The organism is Okeania sp. SIO2B3, assembly GCF_010672525.1.
Classification (GTDB): Bacteria; Cyanobacteriota; Cyanobacteriia; order Cyanobacteriales; family Microcoleaceae; genus Okeania.
Map to the genome: position 1 here is coordinate 16,291 of NZ_JAAHGH010000029.1, position 19,760 is coordinate 36,050.

Consider the following 19,760-nt stretch of genomic DNA (forward strand, 5'->3'; position numbering starts at 1 on the left):
TTCAAATCAAAAATAGTCATAGCAATATAGTCAAAAGTTACTCTTCGTTCCTTTAACAGGTTTTCAAAACAATGATTTAAGCTCTCCGTAAATTGAACAATTATATTAGGAGGCAGTACCTATTGTGATGAGCAACCTTTGACTTAATTTTTGACGCAGGCTAACTGCCTGCGCTATGTTACACTACTGATACTCAGATTACACTCATTCTAACTAGCAGCAGCGTCAGCTTCTCGAAGAGCTTTGAGAATTTCAGGACGTTTCATACGCGCATAGCCACGAAGTTTCCGCTCTTGGGCAATTTTCTTCAATTGTCTGAGTGATTTGGTATCATAATCATCAAGGGGTTCTTCCGGCTCTACAGGAGCTGCTTGAGCTTTAGTCTTTCTAGCAGTAGTTTTTGTTGTACTCGCCTTAGACCTCGACGATCCTGTAGAACTTGATTTACTCTTGGTTGTTGTCTTACGTGGTGTCTCAGTTTTAGCTGCAACTTCTTCAGTAGAATCGACTTCTGGTATTGTCTGTAATTGACGCCGAACAGCTGATACTTGAGTTTTTAAGTCATCTTCAATATCTTGAACTGACTGGGAGAACTGATTAATTGTTTTGACAATCCCTTCCAGTTTTTTCTCTATTTGTTTATCGAGATCGTCAAGTTGTTTTGATAATAAGTCCACATTCACTCCTGATAAAGAATTAGATGTTGTTTTTTTTGTTGTTGAACTTGTAATTTTTCTTGCCAATTTTTCTACCTTATCGTTAACTGAATTTTCTAGATTTGTAATCAAATTTTTGAGCTGTTCAATTTGAACAACATCCGTAGCTTGATCCTGCAAAGATTTTACTTGTTTTTTCAGTACCTCCTCATTTTTCTTGATAGACTGATCGATTTTTTTGGTGAGAGAATCTACTTTTTTATCGAATGATACCTCAAGTTTTTGCATTAGATGCTCAAAGCTTGGTGTTTCTATAACAGGTGGTTGAGTTAATTGCTCTATCTCTGCCACAGCTATCTTTGCTTGTTCATCTGTCATTTCATAAATCCAGGCCCATAGTTCCTTGATTTCAGCTTCTTTTGCCACTTGATACCAATCAGCACCACGAACAATTTCGTACTGCTGCTCGGAATCGTCATTATCTGTCAATCTGACAATTAATGGGATTAAGTTACTGCCTTGTTCAGAAAGACTCTTAACTAGGGCTTCATGTCTTTCAGCAGGAATATCTCTCATCTGAGAGTCTGGTACAGTAATTTTGGATATGGGAGTCAATTCCAAACTTACTGGTTGTACTGGTAAATCTTCTTGTCGATTTTTTCGCTTCGTTGATGAAACCATTTGCTTACAACTTTCCTTGGTTCCTAAAATCAAATAAAGGTTTTAGGCTAATACTGCCTAGATAGCATTCTCCCGGTGACATTTTCTTTGTGACTCCTCTTTATCACTTTTGATGATAAATTCAAGATTTTTAGCTATTACAGCTATTGGAAAAATCATAATTTCATCACAGTTTGATAAAATAGGATTAGGTGGTGGGAGTTCGCAAACTGCTTAGTGCTGCTAAACAGGATTTATGATTATTGCATAATCTGGGAAATTATAATTAATTCTTAGGCTAGAAATTCATACAGCTATAAGTAAGTACGATCTCCAACATTACTTTTTTAACTTGTTGGTTTTTACTATGCCTTAGTGTATTTTTTTTCTTACCCAGATTTTACTTTCACAAAGTTACTTTAGCATACTTTCATTTACTATGGAAGACAAATAATTATGATCTTAGTAGCAATTGATTTTTTGCTATGAACTCAGTAAACACTTACTACCTTTTATTGTAGTTATCACTTTACTACTACAATTTGACTAGGTATTACCCACTTAGGACTGTAGGAATGGCGATCGGCTTAAATTTCTCTGAACTGAATTAACTGATGGCAGTATATTTTCTGGCCATGTCAGGGAGCGATCGCGTAACTCCATTCAAGTGTCTGAAGTTATTTTTTAACTTTTTTGCGCAAAATAGTCAAGGGGGTACCTATCTGATTAATAATAATATTAATTGGCTGATTTTTGCAAGTGAGGAACAGACGATCGCATGAATGTTAAAGATTTAAAATTTCTTTTAAAATTACTGAGCTATCAAAATTATCAAGTATCTTTTGCTAAAATTCAACTAGAGTCTGAAATGAAGGTCTCTGAGAAAAATGAAATTTGTTCCAGACTTGGCGGTCTAGGGTTGGTAAAATTTACTAGAGAAGTTACAAAAATTAATATAGCACCTCAAGGAAAATCACTCCTCAATCATAAAAAAGCTGTTAACTCACTCACCACTGAAGAATTGAAAGTGCTCAAAGCTACTGCTAAGGGTGCTATTTCTCCAGCGGAGACTGGTCTTGATACTAGCTATAGGAATGCTGTTATCAAAGACTTACTAGAGCAAGGTTTGATTAAAGTTATCGATCAAAAAATCAAGGATGTCTGGTTGACAGAAAAAGGAAAGCAATTTTTGTGCCAAGAATATTCTTCTCGCAGCACTGCAAAAGAGATATCCTTAAAAATGTTGAGCGACTATCTTGATTTAATGCGTACCAACTGTTCCCTTTACTTCCCTAAGCAAGAAAAACAGCAGTTTTCCCAAATGCTTGACAAACCTACTGACTCTCAGGTTTTAGCTGTGATTCGAGATTTAGACCAAAATCTAGGTACAAATAACTATCTACCCATTTTTCATCTGCGACACAAATTACAACCTCCTTTATCTAGAGAAGAACTAAATCTAGCACTTTACCGTCTAGAAAAAAGTGACCAAATAGAATTAAGTTCCTTACAAGAAGTCAGCTCCTACACTCCAGAAGAATTTGAAGCAGGTATACCTCAAGATATTGGTGGCAGTTTATTTTTTATCATTCCCTACTAAATTTTTCGGCGTTGGTGATTTGAGGTATGATGTCCTGTGTCCCCTCCGGGGGAGCTACGAATTGCGGATAAGAGCGCGAACAAAAAACTTTCTCCTTGTGCTACTCTTTCTTCTTTTTTCTTCCCTCCTGACTCTTGAGTCCCCCTCCTGGGAGGGACGGCGTGGGTTGGGTGCGCGGGTGGGTTGACTCCTAAATAATTAAGATTAATATCATACACGCGCTTGAGCAACACCAATTTTCCTATATCTGCTATCGTAATTCTCTAACCCTACCAAAAAATATTACCAGTTTATACTATGGCATCTATAGATCGGATTATTCAAAGAGAAGTTAATCCTTTTGACCCAGTCAGTCTTTATACTATTAATTTTTGGCAGGAGCAACAAAATCCGACCCTAAATGTTGATTCTATCCATCAAAATATTATTTCTGATATAGAAACAGTGCTAGAACAGGTTGCCCAGGAACATCGTCCCCGAACATTGATACTGACTGGTGATTCTGGTTCTGGTAAAAGTTATCTTTTGGGGAGAATCAAAAAATTATTCAACACAAAAGCCTTTTTTGTCTATATTGATCCCTGGCCTGATAGTGATTACATTTGGCGTCATATTTTGCGTCAAACAGTAGATTCTCTGATGAAAACTCCGGAGGGTCAAACAGATTCTCAGTTGTTACTATGGTTAAAGGGTCTATTGGCTTTCCAGAATGGTAGTTTACTAAAAAAAATTATTGGTGAAAGAAGAGTATTTATTAGAAGTCTCAAAGGTATTTATGCTTCTGGAATTTATAATCCTAATGATTTTTTCAGCGCTCTTTATTATCTATTAAATCCAAATTACATATCGATTGCCTGTGAGTGGTTACGGGGGGATGATTTAGACGAAGATGATTTAAAATATTTAGGGATTAAAGGTAGTATAGACTCTGAAGATTCTGCTCAGAAAATTATGACTAATTTGGGTATTATTTCGGCTGCATCTCAACCTATTGTTTTATGTTTTGATAATCTTGATAATATTCCTCGGTTATTAAATGGTTCTTTGGATTTACAAGCTTTATTTAATATTAATTCTAGTATTCATACTCATTATCCACAAAATTTCCTGATAATTATTAGTATTATTACGAGTACCTGGAAACAAAATTCTGAATTGATTCAACCTGCAGATAAAGCTAGAGTAAATGCTGGATATTTTCATTTAAAGCCGATTACTTTAGCACAAGGAGAATGTTTATTAGCAGCTCGTTTGAGTCCTTTGCATTCTTTGGCTAAACCCCAGCCTAAATCACCTATATTTCCTTTGTCAACAGAAATATTAGCAGAAAAGTTTCCTAGAGGTAAAACTCTACCTCGCAATATCTTAGAATTGGGACGTAAGGAATACGATCAATATAAAAACAAATTATTAGATGAGCCAGGAAATGTCCAAACTTCAACATCAGAAACAAAATTAGAAACTTTTAAATTAATTTGGCAAGATAAATATCAAAAAGCTCAGAAAAAAATCAATAAAATTACCGATCTAGCAGCACCAGAATTGATTAGAATGCTACAAGAAGTATTAAATGCTGTAAGATTTAAAGGTGTGAAAACTAAATTATTAAGTGGGAAATATGCTAGTCATTCTTTGAGTTATAAACAACAAAATAATGAGGAAATAATTGGTGTGATTTGGACAGAAGACCCAAATATGAATAGTTTTTATAATACAATGAGTGCTTGTCAGAAAGTGGCGGATAAAAGGTTATGTCAAAGCTTATATTTAGTGAGAGCTGCTGAGGTGGGAAATGCCAAAAATATGAGCAATAAAATATATAGAAAAATTTTTAAAGGTAGATTGAAAAATCTTCATATTCAACCAAACCTGGAATCTGTACATTTTTTGGCTACATATCATAGTTTAATGAATGCTGCTCTCGCTAATGAATTAATGATAGAAGGTAAGATTATTAGTCTCAAAGAGTTAGAAGAAATAATTTGTGATTCACAAATTTTAAACAACTGTAGCTTATTACAAGATTTATCTGTAGTCGATCCAGTAGATAATCAAGAACAGCAAAGTGATTCAGATTTAGATGAGGTGAAGGATTTTGTGGTAAATTTAATTAAAACACAATGTTTTATGGAGCGTAAAAACATCATTGAAAATACACTAAATAAATTTATTAACATAGAGCAGTCAAAAATTTATAAAATTATTGAGGAACTTGAAGGAGAACAGAAAATAAAAAATATTACTCCTACATCAAAATTAGAACGACAATTAGTTTGTTTTATTCCTAGTTACTAATGAATATATAATAAAAGTTAGGGTAAGCATTTCCTGCAGAATGCTGCGAAAACAGCTAGCTCGCAGTCAGCTATTCCTTTGGAATGCGCTCCCATTCACCAATTAGTAATGAATAATTAGGGTTTGCGTATGGAAAGTCTTTTTGTTCTTTGTAGGAGACAGGAGACAGGAGAAATGGGAATGTAGAGGAGGTAGGAGTAAGAATTTTACCAAGATTATTCTGCCCAACTATGTGCATAAAATACGCTCCTTTTTAAGCGTGAAGAGCTGAAAAGCAGGTACTTTTTAAATGCCCCAAAAAGGCACTTGTCTTTATCTGTCAATGCTTTTAGATTTAATCAGCAAACCCTAATTACTTCTAAGGTTTAGTTTCTCAGGTTTAGTCCGGGAACTTTGGCAGTAACTTTTTATTCTTTCTCAATTTCAAAGGTTACTTTTACCAAAAAATTGTGGTCTAAATTCTCCCTAAGGGGATAAAAAAAAGAGAATATTCGCCAAGGTCAAGCCTCCTTATTGCAGAGGTACTGATAACTGAAATGACCTTCCCCAAAATTAATAGCTGAAGTCCGCAGTTCTGATCCAGGAAGCTAGCTAATAGCTGACGGCTTTTTTGCAGCATTCAGCAGGAAATGCTTGCAAGTTAGGAGCGATAAATCAAAATCAATATTTAGTAGATAAAACTGATAATTTTTGAAAAATTTTTAGCGATATTAACTACTTAAAAACCTGGAAAATTTGTCAATGCCAATAATTAATAAACCTCAACTACAGTCTCCCCCATTTAGTGTTACCAATGTTAAAGTTGCTTTTGAGTGCCCACGTTTATTTTATCTGAAACAACGTTTTGGGGGCGAGCATCTGCTTTTGTCAAAAGATTATATCCAGGAAATTGATAGTGCTTTTCTTGACTTAGCTAATCAGTTGATGAATATGATTAGACAGGAAGCTAAGATTCAAGCTTTGTTTGAGGGACAGTTTGAGGAGTTGATGGTAGAGGCGATCGCTCATCAAATACAACAATTATTTTATGAGTCGATTTTCTTTCCTTATTTAGACACAATAATTACAAAAGATTCTAGTCTAGCAACAGCGTTTTATCAAATTTGGCAGCTATTAACTAAACTAATTTTAAATATATCTAAAATTATTGTTAAAAATCGACGTTACTGTCAGGAAAATGTTGTAGTTCGTCGCACATTAATTACAAGGGAAATACTACTAGATTATACTTTTAAAATACCAGATGGTGACAATCAAAAGTTAACGGGAAAAGTTAATAATTTAATTTTTGATTTTGAATCTCGTCGTTTATGTGTGGTTAATTATCAGACTTATGAAACTGCAGAAGTATCCTCTCAGTTAATGGCAATTGCTCTCTATAGTTTTTTGCTGAAGCAAAAGAAAAAAGTACCTGTTGATGCGGTTGTTTATTGGGTTTTGCCTGAGTTGGGAGAGTATTATTATTCGTGGGAAAAGTTAGAGAATGTGGTGGAGAATTTAGTTCCTGCTAAGTTACAGGAGATGCGAGAGTGGTTAAGGTGGGACGAGTCTCAACCTAACCCACCTCCACGGACGGAGAAAGAGTATTTATGTGATATTTGTCCTCAGAGGGAAAAGTGTCAGAGTTTTTTTGATGGGGGTGATTCAACAATTAATAATTAATAATTAATAATTAATAATGAAATTGTTTTTATAATGGGGATGCTTGAGCAACCCTCCAAAAACATTTCACCTTAAAAGCGGGATTTTAGACTCAATTATTTCGAGAGATAGTAGGTTGGGTAGAAGGAAGTGTTAGCGGAGCTTATTCGTTAGGATAAACATAACTTGTAGGTAGGATAGATCCAACATATCATCTTGGTACGAGTTGGGTTTATCCTACGGATAAGCTGGCGCTAACGTTACCTCAACCTAACCTACGGATACTTGGTATTTTTGGAGGGAAGGATATGCGATCGCTACTGTCTATTCTGGTATATATGCTATTTTTCTGAGTTTTTCGTAGGTTGTTTTCCCAAAACCAATTCCCTTTTTAGTTTGTTTTTTAAGATTTTCCCAAGTTAAGTTTTCTCCAGACTGTTTCCAGTGTTTAATTGCTTCCCATGTAGCATTTATCATTGTAGTTGTACTTTTAACTCTTGCAAAAGCTTGCTGAATATCTTCTTTTGTTTCTACTGTTAATAAATTAACTTTTTGTAGCTGATTAGATTCATTTTTTATAGCTTCAAGTTGTCTATTTAGAGCTATTTGAGTTTTTGTCAACAAAGATAAAGCTTCTTGCTTGGAAAGATTACTGATTTTTTGACGTATAACTTCTAATTGGTTGTTCAGAATTTCCTCAATTTCTGCACTCTTTGTTTTGGGGACTAACTGGTCAATTTTACTTTCGATTTTCTCCAGTTTTTCCTCTATGTTCTTATTTTCTAGAGGCTGAGAATAAGTAGGAGATGCTATAGTTTTTTGACCTAATTTTGTTATTATTGGTTGCAATTTTTTGTCTAGTAACTTATCTAACTCACTTAAATTTATTGTACCTTCTTGTATAACTGTAGATTTTTCAGGTACAGGAGAAATACTACTTTTTTTCCTGAACATTTCCACCTGTTCTTCTAACACTTCTGTCTTATCACCTTCAATGATAAATGCTCCTATTCTTTCACCATCACGAGGATTTATTTCTTTTGCTCTGACTGCTGCATAATACTCAAAATGTCCATCAACTACTTCGTAAGATTCCCAACCAATAGTACGCAAAACTAGAGGTTTAATTGTACCTTCAGCTTTTAAAATTAATTGAGCAGCTTGTTCTAAATCTGACTCTAAAAATTCGGAACGAGGCACATTGGAAGTAATTTCTTTGACAAGTACAAATTCTGGAGATAATAACATTATTTTAGTCCGATTTTATTTAATACTTCGTTTGCTAATGACTCAAATTCTTGGCAAGAAGAAGAATCTGGTGCATAGTCAAATATAGAGCTAGGTTCGGGTATTTCCAATTCTCCTACTTGGCGAGTTTTATCAATACATTTAGCAAGTTCTTCTCTTTGAAATATAACTGTTTCCATAACATTAAGCTCGTAACGCTGGGAAACTGTTTGGATTTGTTTTGGTAATGTATATTGTACAAATCTAGAATTAGGATTAATTTTACAAGGTAAGACACCTAATATTTCTATATCTGGTTTATTCATCACTTGCCTAAAACGATTAATCTCTTCGTGAAGATAATTTTTCACATTTGATAAACCTTGATTTGCAAATGGTTTTAAGTCTGAAGGAATAATCAAATAGTTAGCACTAACTAGAGGAATAAACGCATATAAATTGAAAGATGGTGGTGTATCGATCAGAACAACATCATATTTTCCTTCTACTGGTTTCAGTTTCTTTATTAGTGAAGTTAAACTACTTCTAAGGTTATTAAATTCAGTTTCTGCTTGCATTAAACTTATGTGAGAAGGAATCACATGAACTTCAGGATCATTAAACCTAGAAACTCTAGCTACTTCTGGAATACTAGAATGTTCATCGTATCTCAACACATGATAAATATAGGAGTCTTTTATATCATCAAATTGCTCATCATTAAATTTAATTAGACCTGTAGCAAATGTTGTATTTGCCTGACTATCTAAGTCTATAACCAAAACTCTATAACCTCTTTTACTTAAGGCAGCAGCTAAATTAACGACAGTTGTTGTCTTTCCTACTCCGCCTTTATTATGATAGACAGCAATTACTTTCATGGGATTTCTCCTACTTTGATTTATTTGATTTGAATCTATTTCAGGGTTGACTAAAATCCTCTGATTTTTCGGCGTATTACTAACAATTTTTCTTGTTTCAGATTGAGGAGCGATCGCCTGATTTTCATTTTCTTCTTTTCCAGATTTTCTTGTTTCAGAAGTTGACTCCACAGTATTTTCATTAACCTCTTCGTTCATAATTTTGGTTGTCTGGGAATTCCGATTTTGCCCTAAATAATCTCGACCTATTAATGCTTTTATTTCTTCTATTTTTTCATCAACCTGACTCCCCCAACACTTAAAAATCAACTCAATCTCATTTTCTTCTCTTTGATAAATCCTGATTTCTTTAGCGTTAGTTAATAAACCATATTTCACATTCATACTTGTTAAATAACGCTTGAGTTTTCGTAGATGGCGGTCTAAATTTTGTCTTGGATGTTTTGCCTCCATTACTAACGCTAAAGGAGAATCACCATCCAAACGAAAAGGTAGTTCCTGGGCAGCAAATGATAAAAAATCTAAACGGATACTACCCAAGGTTACTTCTTGATGCCAATGTTCGATACCGTATCCCAATTTTGGCAATAGATAACTAACAATTAGTTTGCTTTCTACTTCACTTTCATTGCGACATAAATCTGGATTAAAACTCAAGGTTATTCTTCCTTAATTTTAAATTTTTCCCTTGATTCCTAATTGGATTTTATCAAATAGGTTAATTGATGTCTATCTTGACAATTTTGTCTGATTATATTAATTTTTTTCTCAGTATTTTTACGGTGTTTTTGATTAATAATCTTTTGGTAGGAGTTATTTTTTTTAGTAGTAATAGCAATTTTAAAAAAGTATTTAGACAAGGAAAAGTAAGAAGCAAAAAGTAATAAACTATATCATGTCCGCCCTTGATCATTTGTGTAAACTCAAGGGTGAATATCTACAGGAAATTTAGGTTTTTTCAAACTTTTAAGCCTTCTTCCTTCTTCCCTCTTCCTTCTTCCTTACCTTCGCGCTTACAATACCGATGCTACCGGAAATGATATGAGATATTTTCTAGCTCAATTAGACCGAGAAGTTTTGACAAACACAGAGCAATTATCATCAAAATTATCTATTATCTGTACCTAACATTCATTGCCTCTGGTCTCAGGTAAACTTTAGATTAAAGCATCGGTATTTCTCAAATAAAAAATGACAATTTATTGATACAGCATATTTCATATCAGTGAGGTAAATTTGTGGCGGACAAGATGCCTGCACTACAAAGACTTTATCATTAATATTTCTACCTCATATACCTGAAATATGCTGTAATTTCTGGTTAACTTATTCAGATTTATCTACCATATCTCAAGACATTTATTGGAGGGATAAAAGTAGGGATTTGGTCTCCAAATCTTATATCATGTCCGGATAATTAGTAATGAAAAAATTTTCTTCTTTTCTTCCTTCCTCTTTCTTCTTATTCCTTCTTCTTCCCTCCTAACTCCTGACTCCTCTCTCGTCATTTATAACTATTCAACCGGATATAATCTTGCTTCACTCTTCATTTTACAAAATCAAATACAACCGACAAAAAAATCCGGTCAAAATACCGGATTCTATAAATATCAAAGTTTATCAATGAAAAAAGTATAGCCGATCACCATTTAATTATCAGCCTTCCTTTGTGATTTTTTCTAACTAAAATTACTGGGAAACTTTCTGAGCATCATACTCTTTAAAAGTTAGGTAAAACTTAGTCTTATCATAGAGATGACACTTCTCTGTTATATCTTTCATTAAAGACCAAGAAAACTTAGTTTCATAAAGTTTATCTCCCCATTTATCCTTCAAAAATTTATGTGCTTGCCTCAGATTATATGAAGGAATTCCTGTTGATATATGATGGGGAATATGCACATTAATATCATGGCAAAGAAACTCTACCCACCGGGGATAATCACAATGTACTGTACCAAATAATTGAGCCTCCGCTTCATCCCACTCTTCTATAGGAGTAAAAGGAATTTCTGGTACTGTATGGTGAACAATAGTAAATGTACTCATCCAGAAATGGTAAACCAACCAAGGCATTAACCAAAACTTGACCAGACCCCACAGACCAACTGTAGCGATAAGCACAGGAAAGGCGATCGCGCTAAACCCAAAAACTACTAATGTAGAAAATTTGACATCTTCACTATCCTTACCCTCAAATTTTCTCCAATCAAAATTCACAACTGCCCAGTGAGCAACAGATCCTAACCACCAAAATTTGCCACGCATAAACTGATACACTGACTGCATGAAGCTACCTGCATTTCCATAATCTTCTGGATACCAAGGTTGCCAAGCATTATCTTCACCCATTTTATTCGTATGTTTGTGGTGATAATTATGGCCTATTCGCCAGCCATGAAACGGATAAATTAAGGGTAAAAAGGCTAAGTGACCGACTAGGTCATTGACCCACCGACGGTTAGCAAAAGAACGATGACCGCAGTCATGGCCAATAACAAAAAACCCAGTCAATGCTGTGCCAGTGAAAACCCAAAGTAGGGGCAATAAAAACCAAGGTGTAATTGTTAGTCCCCAGTAACCTAATACGACCATAAAAATATTGACCGCTACCATTGTCCATGTTTTCCATTTATCTTTGAGAAAAACTTCACGAGGCAGGGATTTTACAATATCTTTTAGTTGTAGTTGCTCATTTCTAATCTCAGAATTTCCATTAGTAGATTCTGCAATTGATACTGTCATAAATTATTTGAGTTCTCCGTATTTTTTTTGTGGTTATGTAGTAGATTTATGATTCCGAAAAAAAACGCCAGCGCAAATATTTTGCTGGCAGTTTTGACTACAAAAAGTAGTTGACAACAATTTTTAAGACATACTAGCACTTAGTGAATCTTAGTCAATTTTGTACACAAAAGCAATGTAGCAAAACCTTTTTTGTTATATCACAGTCTTGTCATTATCAAAGTAAATTAATTGATTTGGTTACTGCTACTATTTGATTTTTTATTCGTTAAGTTTAGCAATCATTTATTTATTCACGATTTTTATTGATTGAATTATTTTTCAACCTCTGAGACTAATTTTCTAAGTTTCGTTCTTTTATAGTCCGCAATTCCAACAATAAAGTTTCTACTTCTGCCTCAAGATGGAGCAACTTAACTTGTTGATCTGTTTGATACAAAGATTTCATTTTTTCTTGAGTGTAGTTTTGATTGCTTGATACCCCTGAAACATTTACCCTTTTAGAAGTATCTACAGAAACAGATGCACTGGACAAAGTGGATATGCTGTTAGACATCAGTAACTTACTAGCCATTTATACTTACTTCACTTAATTTTTCTATTGTAACCGGAATATTAAGATAAATTACAACAAATTAAACTATTTAACTTCCGGCATTAAAAGTTGGAGTACGATATCCAACACTAAACACTTGGATAATACAATAAGATTAGTAAGGTTTAGTATCTTTCTTAACCATAGATTTGATTAAGTTTTCATTGTAAAAATTCGGTAAGTGGGAAAAGTGCCAGTTTGAACGGCTCGATGGAAACAACGCGACAGGTAATAAAGCGTAGTCAAAATATGCTATAACTTAAGGTATCTTAACGAAGTCAGAAGTCAGAAGTTAACCCACCTGCTGGCCCCGACCGTGGAGGGGAAGTAGGGGATTTGAACTTCGCTCCAAAAATATTTCGCCACTTCCCGGCGGGGTTGCGCGACCCTTATGATTTTGATAAAAATTCAACACAAATATAGTCTTATGTAGTTAAATATAGTCTTTTGTCTCCAGAAATTAGGGCGAATATTGACATAATCTAACAATGTCTGTGATAATAAAAGATTAAATAGCCTCAAAAGTCAACGATCTGAGTTCAATAGGGTGAAATTCCTGGACTGACACGCTACCTCTAGATACATAAGAACCTACGTCCAAGCCTCTGTATTATGACCAAGCAGAAATTGAATCAGGGAGATCATCAAAAAAGAGGAAAAGAATAAAGTAGTCCCAAATTATTTTGGCCATGGGATAGAGAAGCCAGTGCGTAGGGCGGGTCTCCCGACTTAAAGCAACTGGGATGGTGTTGTAGTGCCTCCTTTCCTAGGTCATGCTGGGCAAACGAAGGAGCTAGGCTAACACGAGCGTCAGGGTAAAGCCTGCAAAATTTAAAGATATGTCTTATGTGACTATATTTTTATGAACTATAAAGACACAATAACCTTTGAAGCATGGTGAAAGCCCGATAGCTAATGGACGCTTCAGTTAAAGGGTGGTTAACAGAAAAGGTAACCCGGTGCTAGCCAGCACTATGTTTCCAGCCGTTAGTCAGCAGGTTATACCTCAAAGCGAGTGAATCAACCAACAACTTTAAAAGTAGTCTCAATGGTCGAATGACCGGAGAGGGTAGTGGCGATTGGCATCGCCTTGTGAGCTGCCGCTGTATGCATACTATGGTACGGTAGTGGCAATGTGGCCGTTACGAGCAATGTGAAAATCGCGGATTTATCCCGATAAAAAACTCCTAATCACGAATCCACGCGGATTTATCCAGTGGAGTGTCAACCTTACTAAAAATTGACCAAAAAGTTATTTATAGCTTTGGCCTAAGGTAAAAAAAACTCAAACTTTACAGTAAAAAATTAAAAACTTAAAAATGACCTTAACACGGCCCTTTTCTCAGTCAAAATTACAAGGCTGGCCTGGTTTGATTGAAGCATATAGATCCTATCTACCAGTGACAGAAGAAACTCCTGTAATCACATTGCATGAAGGTAATACTCCTCTCATACCTGTGCCAGCGATCGCCCATCAAATAGGCAGCCAAGTAGAAGTCTTTGTCAAATATGATGGCCTTAATCCCACAGGTAGTTTCAAAGATAGGGGCATGACTTTAGCCATATCCAAAGCCAAAGAGGAAGGGGCAAAAGCAGTAATCTGTGCTAGCACAGGCAATACCTCAGCTGCCGCTGCTGCTTATGCTAGAAGAGGTGGGATGCGAGCATTTGTCATAATCCCAGATGGTTATGTAGCCCTAGGAAAATTAGCCCAAGCCTTGTTGTATGGCGCAGAAGTCTTAGCCATCAAGGGAAATTTTGACCAAGCCTTAGAAATTGTCCGAGATGTGGCCGCTAAATATCCTGTCACTTTAGTTAACTCAGTTAATCCCTATCGTCTAGAAGGCCAAAAAACGGGAGCTTTTGAGGTAGTGGACACTTTGGGGGATGCCCCAGATTGGTTATGTATTCCTGTGGGGAATGCCGGGAATATCACAGCATATTGGATGGGATTTTGTCAATACCATCAAATCGGAAAATGCGATCGCCTTCCGCAAATGATGGGTTTTCAGGCCGCAGGGGCAGCACCCATTGTTCAAGGTCATCCTGTAGTCCAACCGGAAACAGTGGCCAGCGCCATTAGAATTGGCAATCCTGCTAGCTGGGAAAAAGCTGTAGCAGCTCAACAAGCTAGTCAAGGAAGTTTTACGGCGGTTACCGATGAAGAAATATTAGAGGCTTATCGTTTATTGGCGTCCAATGAAGGAATTTTTTGCGAGCCGGCGAGTGCTGCTTCTGTTGCGGGTTTATTGAAAGTCAAAGACCAAGTTCCCAGAGGAGCAAAAGTAGTTTGTGTACTTACTGGTCATGGTCTCAAAGACCCAGATGTGGCGATTAAACATAGCAATAATCAGTTTCGGCAGGGAATAGAGCCGAATATAGAGGCAGTAGCTGAAGTTATGGGGTTTTAAAGGTAGGAAAAAGGAAAATATTTTTGGTTCCACTTTTAAGATTTTCTCTCTAATCTTTACTACTGGGTAAGCGGGGCAATGGCTTTTCAGTGACTTTCTCCCTCTTTAAGCTAGGGCTATAACGAGGGCTTCCCTACCTCACGGAAAAGGGCTTCCTGCTTCCAAAGTTGAGCATCCTCGCGCGCGTCCACAGGGAGCAACGATGAGACCCATCGCAGTTTTGTACTGTCCAGTTCTGTACTCACCTAGCTACCTTCTGTGATTTTACCGACAAATCGGAAATTACGCTTGACTTCACCAGTTGAAGCCCATATCTTGAGTTGTCTCGGTTCTGCAATCAGGCGTGTATTACCGCTACTGTTTGGACATTAATTATAGCAGCCATTCTTGTTACTTTACCGAATAATTAAGGTTTGAAGTCTCTCCTTATATAAGGAGAAAAAAGCGGTCGTTTGCGGAGCATTCCGTTAGGATGGGATGGCGAGGTCTCGGAGCTGGCCGATCATCGACCAAGAGAATAGGACTTAGGCAAAGGCACTACATACAGTAGGTAAAAACTATAGCACTATGGTACATATAGCGTTTTTGTCGGAAAAATGCGTAAGTCCTGGAGAAGAAAAAATTTTTCCTACCGCGTCAATCTTATCCTTGAAAAGAAGAGGTAATTATTAATTAGGGTTTGCGCTTCACTAGTCTTATGGGTGAAGGTAGGAGACAGGAGACAACCCACCCCTCGCCCCTCCCCCTCCGAGGAGGGGGATAGGATAAATGGGAATTTGCAGGAGGTAGGAGCGGGCGTTTTGTCCCAAGATTGTTCTCCCCAACTCTTAACCAAAATCCTGAATTTTTGAACCATTACCACCTAAAACCTCGCACTTTTTCAATACCTAAAAAGGCTAAAACTAATATCAGTCAATGCTTTCATATTTAATCAGCAAGCCCTAATTATTAATTTTTGAATGTAGAGATGAGTTTTTTGGCAGGTCGCGCCCTCCCCTACCATTAAATCCTATGCTTTACCCATAAGTCTTGAAACTCTTTTCTGACGGGGAGATGGGGAGATAGGGGGGACAAAGAAAGCAAAATTACGAAAAAGCCTCTAATTAAATACATTTTAAATACATTTACTCTTACGAAATATCCATTTTATGGTAAGTTCATAACTTCTCTGTTTTGTCAAGTTTTATGTTAATAAATATGTGGGTAATGGATAGCTCTTAAATCGGAGATGATAACGGCAAACCCCTCGCGACATTTAGTTGGGCGGTAACTTAGCAGCATTGGGGGAGAAGCTTTCCTCTAGTGGGATTTGATTTTGAGCTTGAATATTGGCTTCTGTTTTTGACTGAATATCAGGAGTAATTTCCGATTTTTGTTGTTTGTTTGCTTTTGCTTTGGCCAGAATATCTACTGCATCTGCCAAAGCATTTGTTAAACTGGTACGAGTATTTGTATGATTGACTTGCTCTTGTTCTAGGGCTTCAGTTAATTTTTGGACTTGTGCAAAAGCACGGTCGCGTTCTTGGACTACTTTAATTATTTGGGCCTTAAATTCAGCCAAAGTTTGTAAATTTTCGATTTGCTGTTCAATAGTTGTTGCACTTTCATCTATACTCTCTTCAACAGATGGAAAACCTTGTAATTTCTGAGCCTGGGCTTTTAAAGTCTGAATAGTTTCTTGAGCCAGTTGAGTTTCTGTTCGTCGTTGTTGAGCTTCAGTATTGTAGAGTTGACGCCACTTAGAGGCACTATCCTGGGCGACATTTAATTCTGTTTGAAGTTTTACTATTTTCTCTTGAAGAGCTTTAATTTCATTTAACCATGGGGTTATATCCTGAGTCATATCATACTTTAGATTATAGAGTGTTCATGTGACTTACCTACACCGACGCATCTGCTTTCTGTGTAGGCTTCTGATGCCTTTTAAAGACGGTCAGAACTTCCTGGGAAACAGAAGCGGTTTTAGATTTAGCTATAACCACTCTGTTTTGACGGCGGTTTATGGTCGGGAACAAGTCCAGCCCGACTCGTTTCAAATTGATGGCAGCATTTATGTCTCTATCAATTTTCAACTGTAATTCTTCATCAAAATATTCTCTGATACTGCAATCTGTAAACACTATTTAATCTCTATAACAAAGCAATTGAGATGTATAATTTGGTTTAACTTCAACAACACTGACGTTTGCTTTTGCGGCTACATGACCCAGCACTTCAAGAAATTGATAAGTTGCAGCATCTAGCCAGGATTTATTTAATCCAGACTTGGACGATTGACCATTAGGTAAATACTTTCCATTTTCATCTTGTTTGGCTTTATTTATACCAGTTAATCCTGCTAGATTTAACTTTTCTATGAAAAATATCTTTTTACCTGTCCGAGTTAATTTGTGAGCTTTTTTATACTGAAAATCTTTACGACTTCTAGCTATTTTTTGATGAACTTTACTTTCGCGTTTTGCTAGTTTTAGTCTGTTTTTACTACCATGTTTACGTTTGTTCTTGCGTTGGGATACTTTAGTTAGTTGTTTTTTATTTGTTCTTAAAGGTTTGAGAGAAGGTAATTTTTTCCCTTCTGATGTGGCTAGATAAATATCTTTATCTAGGACAGCATCTAAACCTATTGAGTTTTCCCATGTAGGTTGAATCTTGTCAGTTTTCAACTCAGGGATTGACTTATCCCCTAAGCTTAAATTTATCCACCAACCATCAGCTTTGTTGATTAGTGAAACTTGTTTGATTTTACCTCCATCAGGTATTGGTCTGTGGGTTCTGACCTTAATTACACCTACTTTAGGGATTGAAATATATAACCACTTACTTAAGGCCGGGATTCATCCCACCCTCCCCGTTACCTTTACCTAGGTCATGCTTCCCTACGGGATGCTACGCAAACGCAAACGGCATGGGACTTCTCCCGGGAGAAGCTAAAATTATCATTCTTAAGTAAAATATATTAATTTTAAACTCCTAGAGATAAATCTAGGAACATATTTTTTACTTTTACATTACATTAAAGGAGTAGCTGATACCAATTAAGTCAATAGTTGCTAAAAATATCTATATAAAAATGTTATAGATTTTTGATGTTTGGATTGGAAAAATTTTGTCTCTGTACGACTTTTATGTTTATTTCTTTTAGCAAAATTTTTTCTATAATAGATTACTATTTAATTTTGATTTTCGCCCTAAATCAAGTAATTTATTTGAGTGCATTTTCCGAAATTTATAAAATTCTAATTGTTGTTTTTAAGTTTTTGTTATTTGACAAATTATTCTCTACTACAAGTAACTCAGATAATCTTTTTGGCCTAAAAGCCCTATGAGCTTTCTCCATTTTTTACGTCACTTTAATTCTGTCACATTGCGAGAGGTTTTAAACCACTCCAATAGACAACGATTTTTAAACTTATTAACTCCAATTGCTAAACGTGGTTATGGCATGATCTTGACGATATTAAAAGCAATCGTCAAGCATATACTGAAGCGAATTATTCGCTTTTTTCAGTTCATCCTCCATCTAAATTTTAATACTATTAAACAAGTATGTATTTGTGCTGGCAAAAGCAGATTATCAGGCTTATCAGCCGAGATGGCCTATAATGCTATGCTCGCTTTATTTCCGGGATTATTAACAATAATTTCAGCAATTGGATTATTTGAATCTTTGCGATCGCCTCTATTACAAATGGGTAGTTTACTAACAGATATAGTACCTAATCAAGTAAGATTTTTAATTAGCAGTGCTGTTGATGAAATTCTGAAAACCCCCAACAGAGAAATATTTTCTTTCAGTTTTATTGGATCAATATGGATATTTTCTAGCGTACTGAGTTCTGGGATGGCAGCTCTCGATGAAATTCATCAAGTTCCTGTTGAGAAAAAACGACCTTTTTGGAAAGCAAAGTTAGTTTCTTTAGGACTAACTATTGGTACTCTCATACTATTAATTATTGCTTCTGGATTAGTATTAGTTAGTGACTTAATTGTAGATATGATTGCTCGGCAAAGTTGCTTATTAGAAACTCTACCAAATTGTCCGCCAGACCAGGTTGCTAGTTGTTTATTTCAAGAACCAGTTGATAATTGTGTGTTGAAGTCACAATTATTAGAAACTTGGGGTCAATTAAGATGGCCGATTACTTTAGGAATAGTTTCTACAGCTTTTGCTTTTGTTTATCGTTTTGGTCCGAGTCGTAGACGGAAAAGTACACCTATTATGCCTGGTGCAATTATATCAGCATTAATGTGGGCAGGAGCTTCTAATTTATTTCGTTTATACGTTTTTCATTTTGGTTTTTTCAACTATAACCGAACTTATGGAACTATTGGTACTTTTATTATTTTATTGTTGTGGTTATATATTAGTTCATTGGTGGTATTAATTGGGGCACAATTAAATGTAACAGTAGGGGAAGCAATGGCACGGGATAATGAAGTCAGAAGTCAGAATTCAGAAGTCAGAAGTTAGAAGTTGTTTTTGTAACGGGGATTTGAGCAACCCTCCAAAAACATCTCGTCTTAAAAGGCGGGGTTGCGCGACCCAATCCTGTTTGATAATGCTCCACATCTGCTACAGGAACGTTCAACAATTAATAATTAATAATTAACAATTACCTCTCCTTGGAAAGAAGAGGATTGACTCAAAGGAAATTTTTTTCTTGTTTCTCCTTGTAGAGCGACAGCTCGTGGCGCAGCCAAGGAAAGGCTTTAAAACTTAATTATTAGGTAAGTTATAGAAGGAGGAAAAAGTATTATAAAAAACGGCTAAAAAAGCCTGAATTAATGTGGTCGTTGTAAAAGGCTAATCACACCAGTTGTTATGGATAAGAAAATTAGAAATAAAATCACTCCTCCTGGTAAAAATGCCAGAATTTTGAAGCCTCTGAGAAGCCATACTAATAGAGTTATAATTGTGAGAATGCCACAAATATAAGAAAATTGAGGAATTGGAAAGTTAGAATTTTTACTCATGGAGTTTAGCTCTGTGAATATAGGGATAATTAGATTATGTCAAATTTATGAGGAAATAGCAGATAACTTTTAAGT

At 35.8% G+C, this 19,760-nt stretch carries 14 protein-coding genes; 6 read left to right on the forward strand and 8 right to left on the reverse strand.

Annotated features, from left to right (window positions below):
- Positions 1 to 209: 209 nt before the first annotated feature.
- Positions 210 to 1,337 carry a ParB N-terminal domain-containing protein gene (locus tag F6K15_RS19645; protein WP_293063442.1) on the reverse strand — a complete coding sequence of 376 codons (1,128 nt, stop codon included), beginning with the start codon at positions 1,335 to 1,337 and terminating at the stop codon, positions 210 to 212.
- 593 nt (positions 1,338 to 1,930) lie between these two features.
- On the opposite strand from F6K15_RS19645, the gene F6K15_RS19650 reads away from it, so the two are divergent.
- The 4 genes from F6K15_RS19650 (at position 1,931) to F6K15_RS19665 (ending at position 6,873) form a co-directional block, all read left to right on the forward strand.
- Entirely contained in the window at positions 1,931 to 2,098 is a 168-nt protein-coding gene (locus F6K15_RS19650) for a hypothetical protein (RefSeq protein WP_293063444.1), read from the forward strand.
- Complete coding sequence (locus F6K15_RS19655; RefSeq protein ID WP_293063446.1) at positions 2,095 to 2,916, forward strand: hypothetical protein; 822 nt, start codon at positions 2,095 to 2,097, stop codon at positions 2,914 to 2,916. The genes F6K15_RS19650 and F6K15_RS19655 overlap by 4 nt, the downstream gene beginning before the upstream one ends.
- Positions 2,917 to 3,213: 297 nt before the next feature.
- The gene (locus F6K15_RS19660) at positions 3,214 to 5,211 is read left to right on the forward strand and encodes an ATP-binding protein (protein WP_293063447.1); all 1,998 of its coding nucleotides are present in this window, start codon (positions 3,214 to 3,216) and stop codon (positions 5,209 to 5,211) included.
- A gap of 741 nt (positions 5,212 to 5,952) precedes the next feature.
- Entirely contained in the window at positions 5,953 to 6,873 is a 921-nt protein-coding gene (locus F6K15_RS19665) for a PD-(D/E)XK nuclease family protein (RefSeq protein ID WP_293063449.1), read from the forward strand.
- A 303-nt stretch (positions 6,874 to 7,176) separates the two neighbouring features.
- Here F6K15_RS19665 and F6K15_RS19670 read toward each other — a convergent pair whose 3' ends face one another.
- From F6K15_RS19670 to F6K15_RS19685, 4 genes are all read right to left on the reverse strand, one after another.
- A complete protein-coding gene (locus F6K15_RS19670) occupies positions 7,177 to 8,100 on the reverse strand; it encodes a hypothetical protein (protein ID WP_293063450.1) in 924 nt (307 codons plus the stop codon).
- The gene (locus tag F6K15_RS19675) at positions 8,100 to 9,617 is read right to left on the reverse strand and encodes an AAA family ATPase (protein ID WP_293063452.1); all 1,518 of its coding nucleotides are present in this window, start codon (positions 9,615 to 9,617) and stop codon (positions 8,100 to 8,102) included. Before F6K15_RS19675 ends, F6K15_RS19670 begins: the two co-directional genes overlap by 1 nt.
- 1,032 nt (positions 9,618 to 10,649) lie before the next feature.
- Positions 10,650 to 11,705 carry a fatty acid desaturase gene (locus F6K15_RS19680; protein WP_293063453.1) on the reverse strand — a complete coding sequence of 352 codons (1,056 nt, stop codon included), beginning with the start codon at positions 11,703 to 11,705 and terminating at the stop codon, positions 10,650 to 10,652.
- Between the two features lie 334 nt (positions 11,706 to 12,039).
- The gene (locus F6K15_RS19685) at positions 12,040 to 12,279 is read right to left on the reverse strand and encodes a hypothetical protein (protein ID WP_293063455.1); all 240 of its coding nucleotides are present in this window, start codon (positions 12,277 to 12,279) and stop codon (positions 12,040 to 12,042) included.
- Between the two features lie 1,340 nt (positions 12,280 to 13,619).
- On the opposite strand from F6K15_RS19685, the gene thrC reads away from it, so the two are divergent.
- Entirely contained in the window at positions 13,620 to 14,711 is a 1,092-nt protein-coding gene (gene thrC / locus F6K15_RS19690; protein ID WP_293063457.1) for a threonine synthase, read from the forward strand.
- Positions 14,712 to 15,966: 1,255 nt separating this feature from the next.
- Here the strand turns inward: thrC and F6K15_RS19695 are convergent.
- Both F6K15_RS19695 and F6K15_RS19700 read right to left on the reverse strand, forming a co-directional pair.
- Positions 15,967 to 16,554 carry a hypothetical protein gene (locus F6K15_RS19695; RefSeq protein WP_293063459.1) on the reverse strand — a complete coding sequence of 196 codons (588 nt, stop codon included), beginning with the start codon at positions 16,552 to 16,554 and terminating at the stop codon, positions 15,967 to 15,969.
- Between the two features lie 280 nt (positions 16,555 to 16,834).
- Positions 16,835 to 17,374: a transposase gene (locus F6K15_RS19700; RefSeq protein ID WP_293063461.1), complete on the reverse strand. Its 540-nt coding sequence runs from the start codon at positions 17,372 to 17,374 to the stop codon at positions 16,835 to 16,837.
- A gap of 659 nt (positions 17,375 to 18,033) precedes the next feature.
- Here F6K15_RS19700 and F6K15_RS19705 point away from each other — a divergent pair.
- Positions 18,034 to 19,182 carry a YihY/virulence factor BrkB family protein gene (locus F6K15_RS19705; protein WP_293063463.1) on the forward strand — a complete coding sequence of 383 codons (1,149 nt, stop codon included), beginning with the start codon at positions 18,034 to 18,036 and terminating at the stop codon, positions 19,180 to 19,182.
- Positions 19,183 to 19,493: 311 nt separating this feature from the next.
- Here the strand turns inward: F6K15_RS19705 and F6K15_RS19710 are convergent, their stop codons facing one another.
- The gene (locus tag F6K15_RS19710; RefSeq protein WP_293063465.1) at positions 19,494 to 19,685 is read right to left on the reverse strand and encodes a hypothetical protein; all 192 of its coding nucleotides are present in this window, start codon (positions 19,683 to 19,685) and stop codon (positions 19,494 to 19,496) included.
- Positions 19,686 to 19,760: the final 75 nt, after the last annotated feature.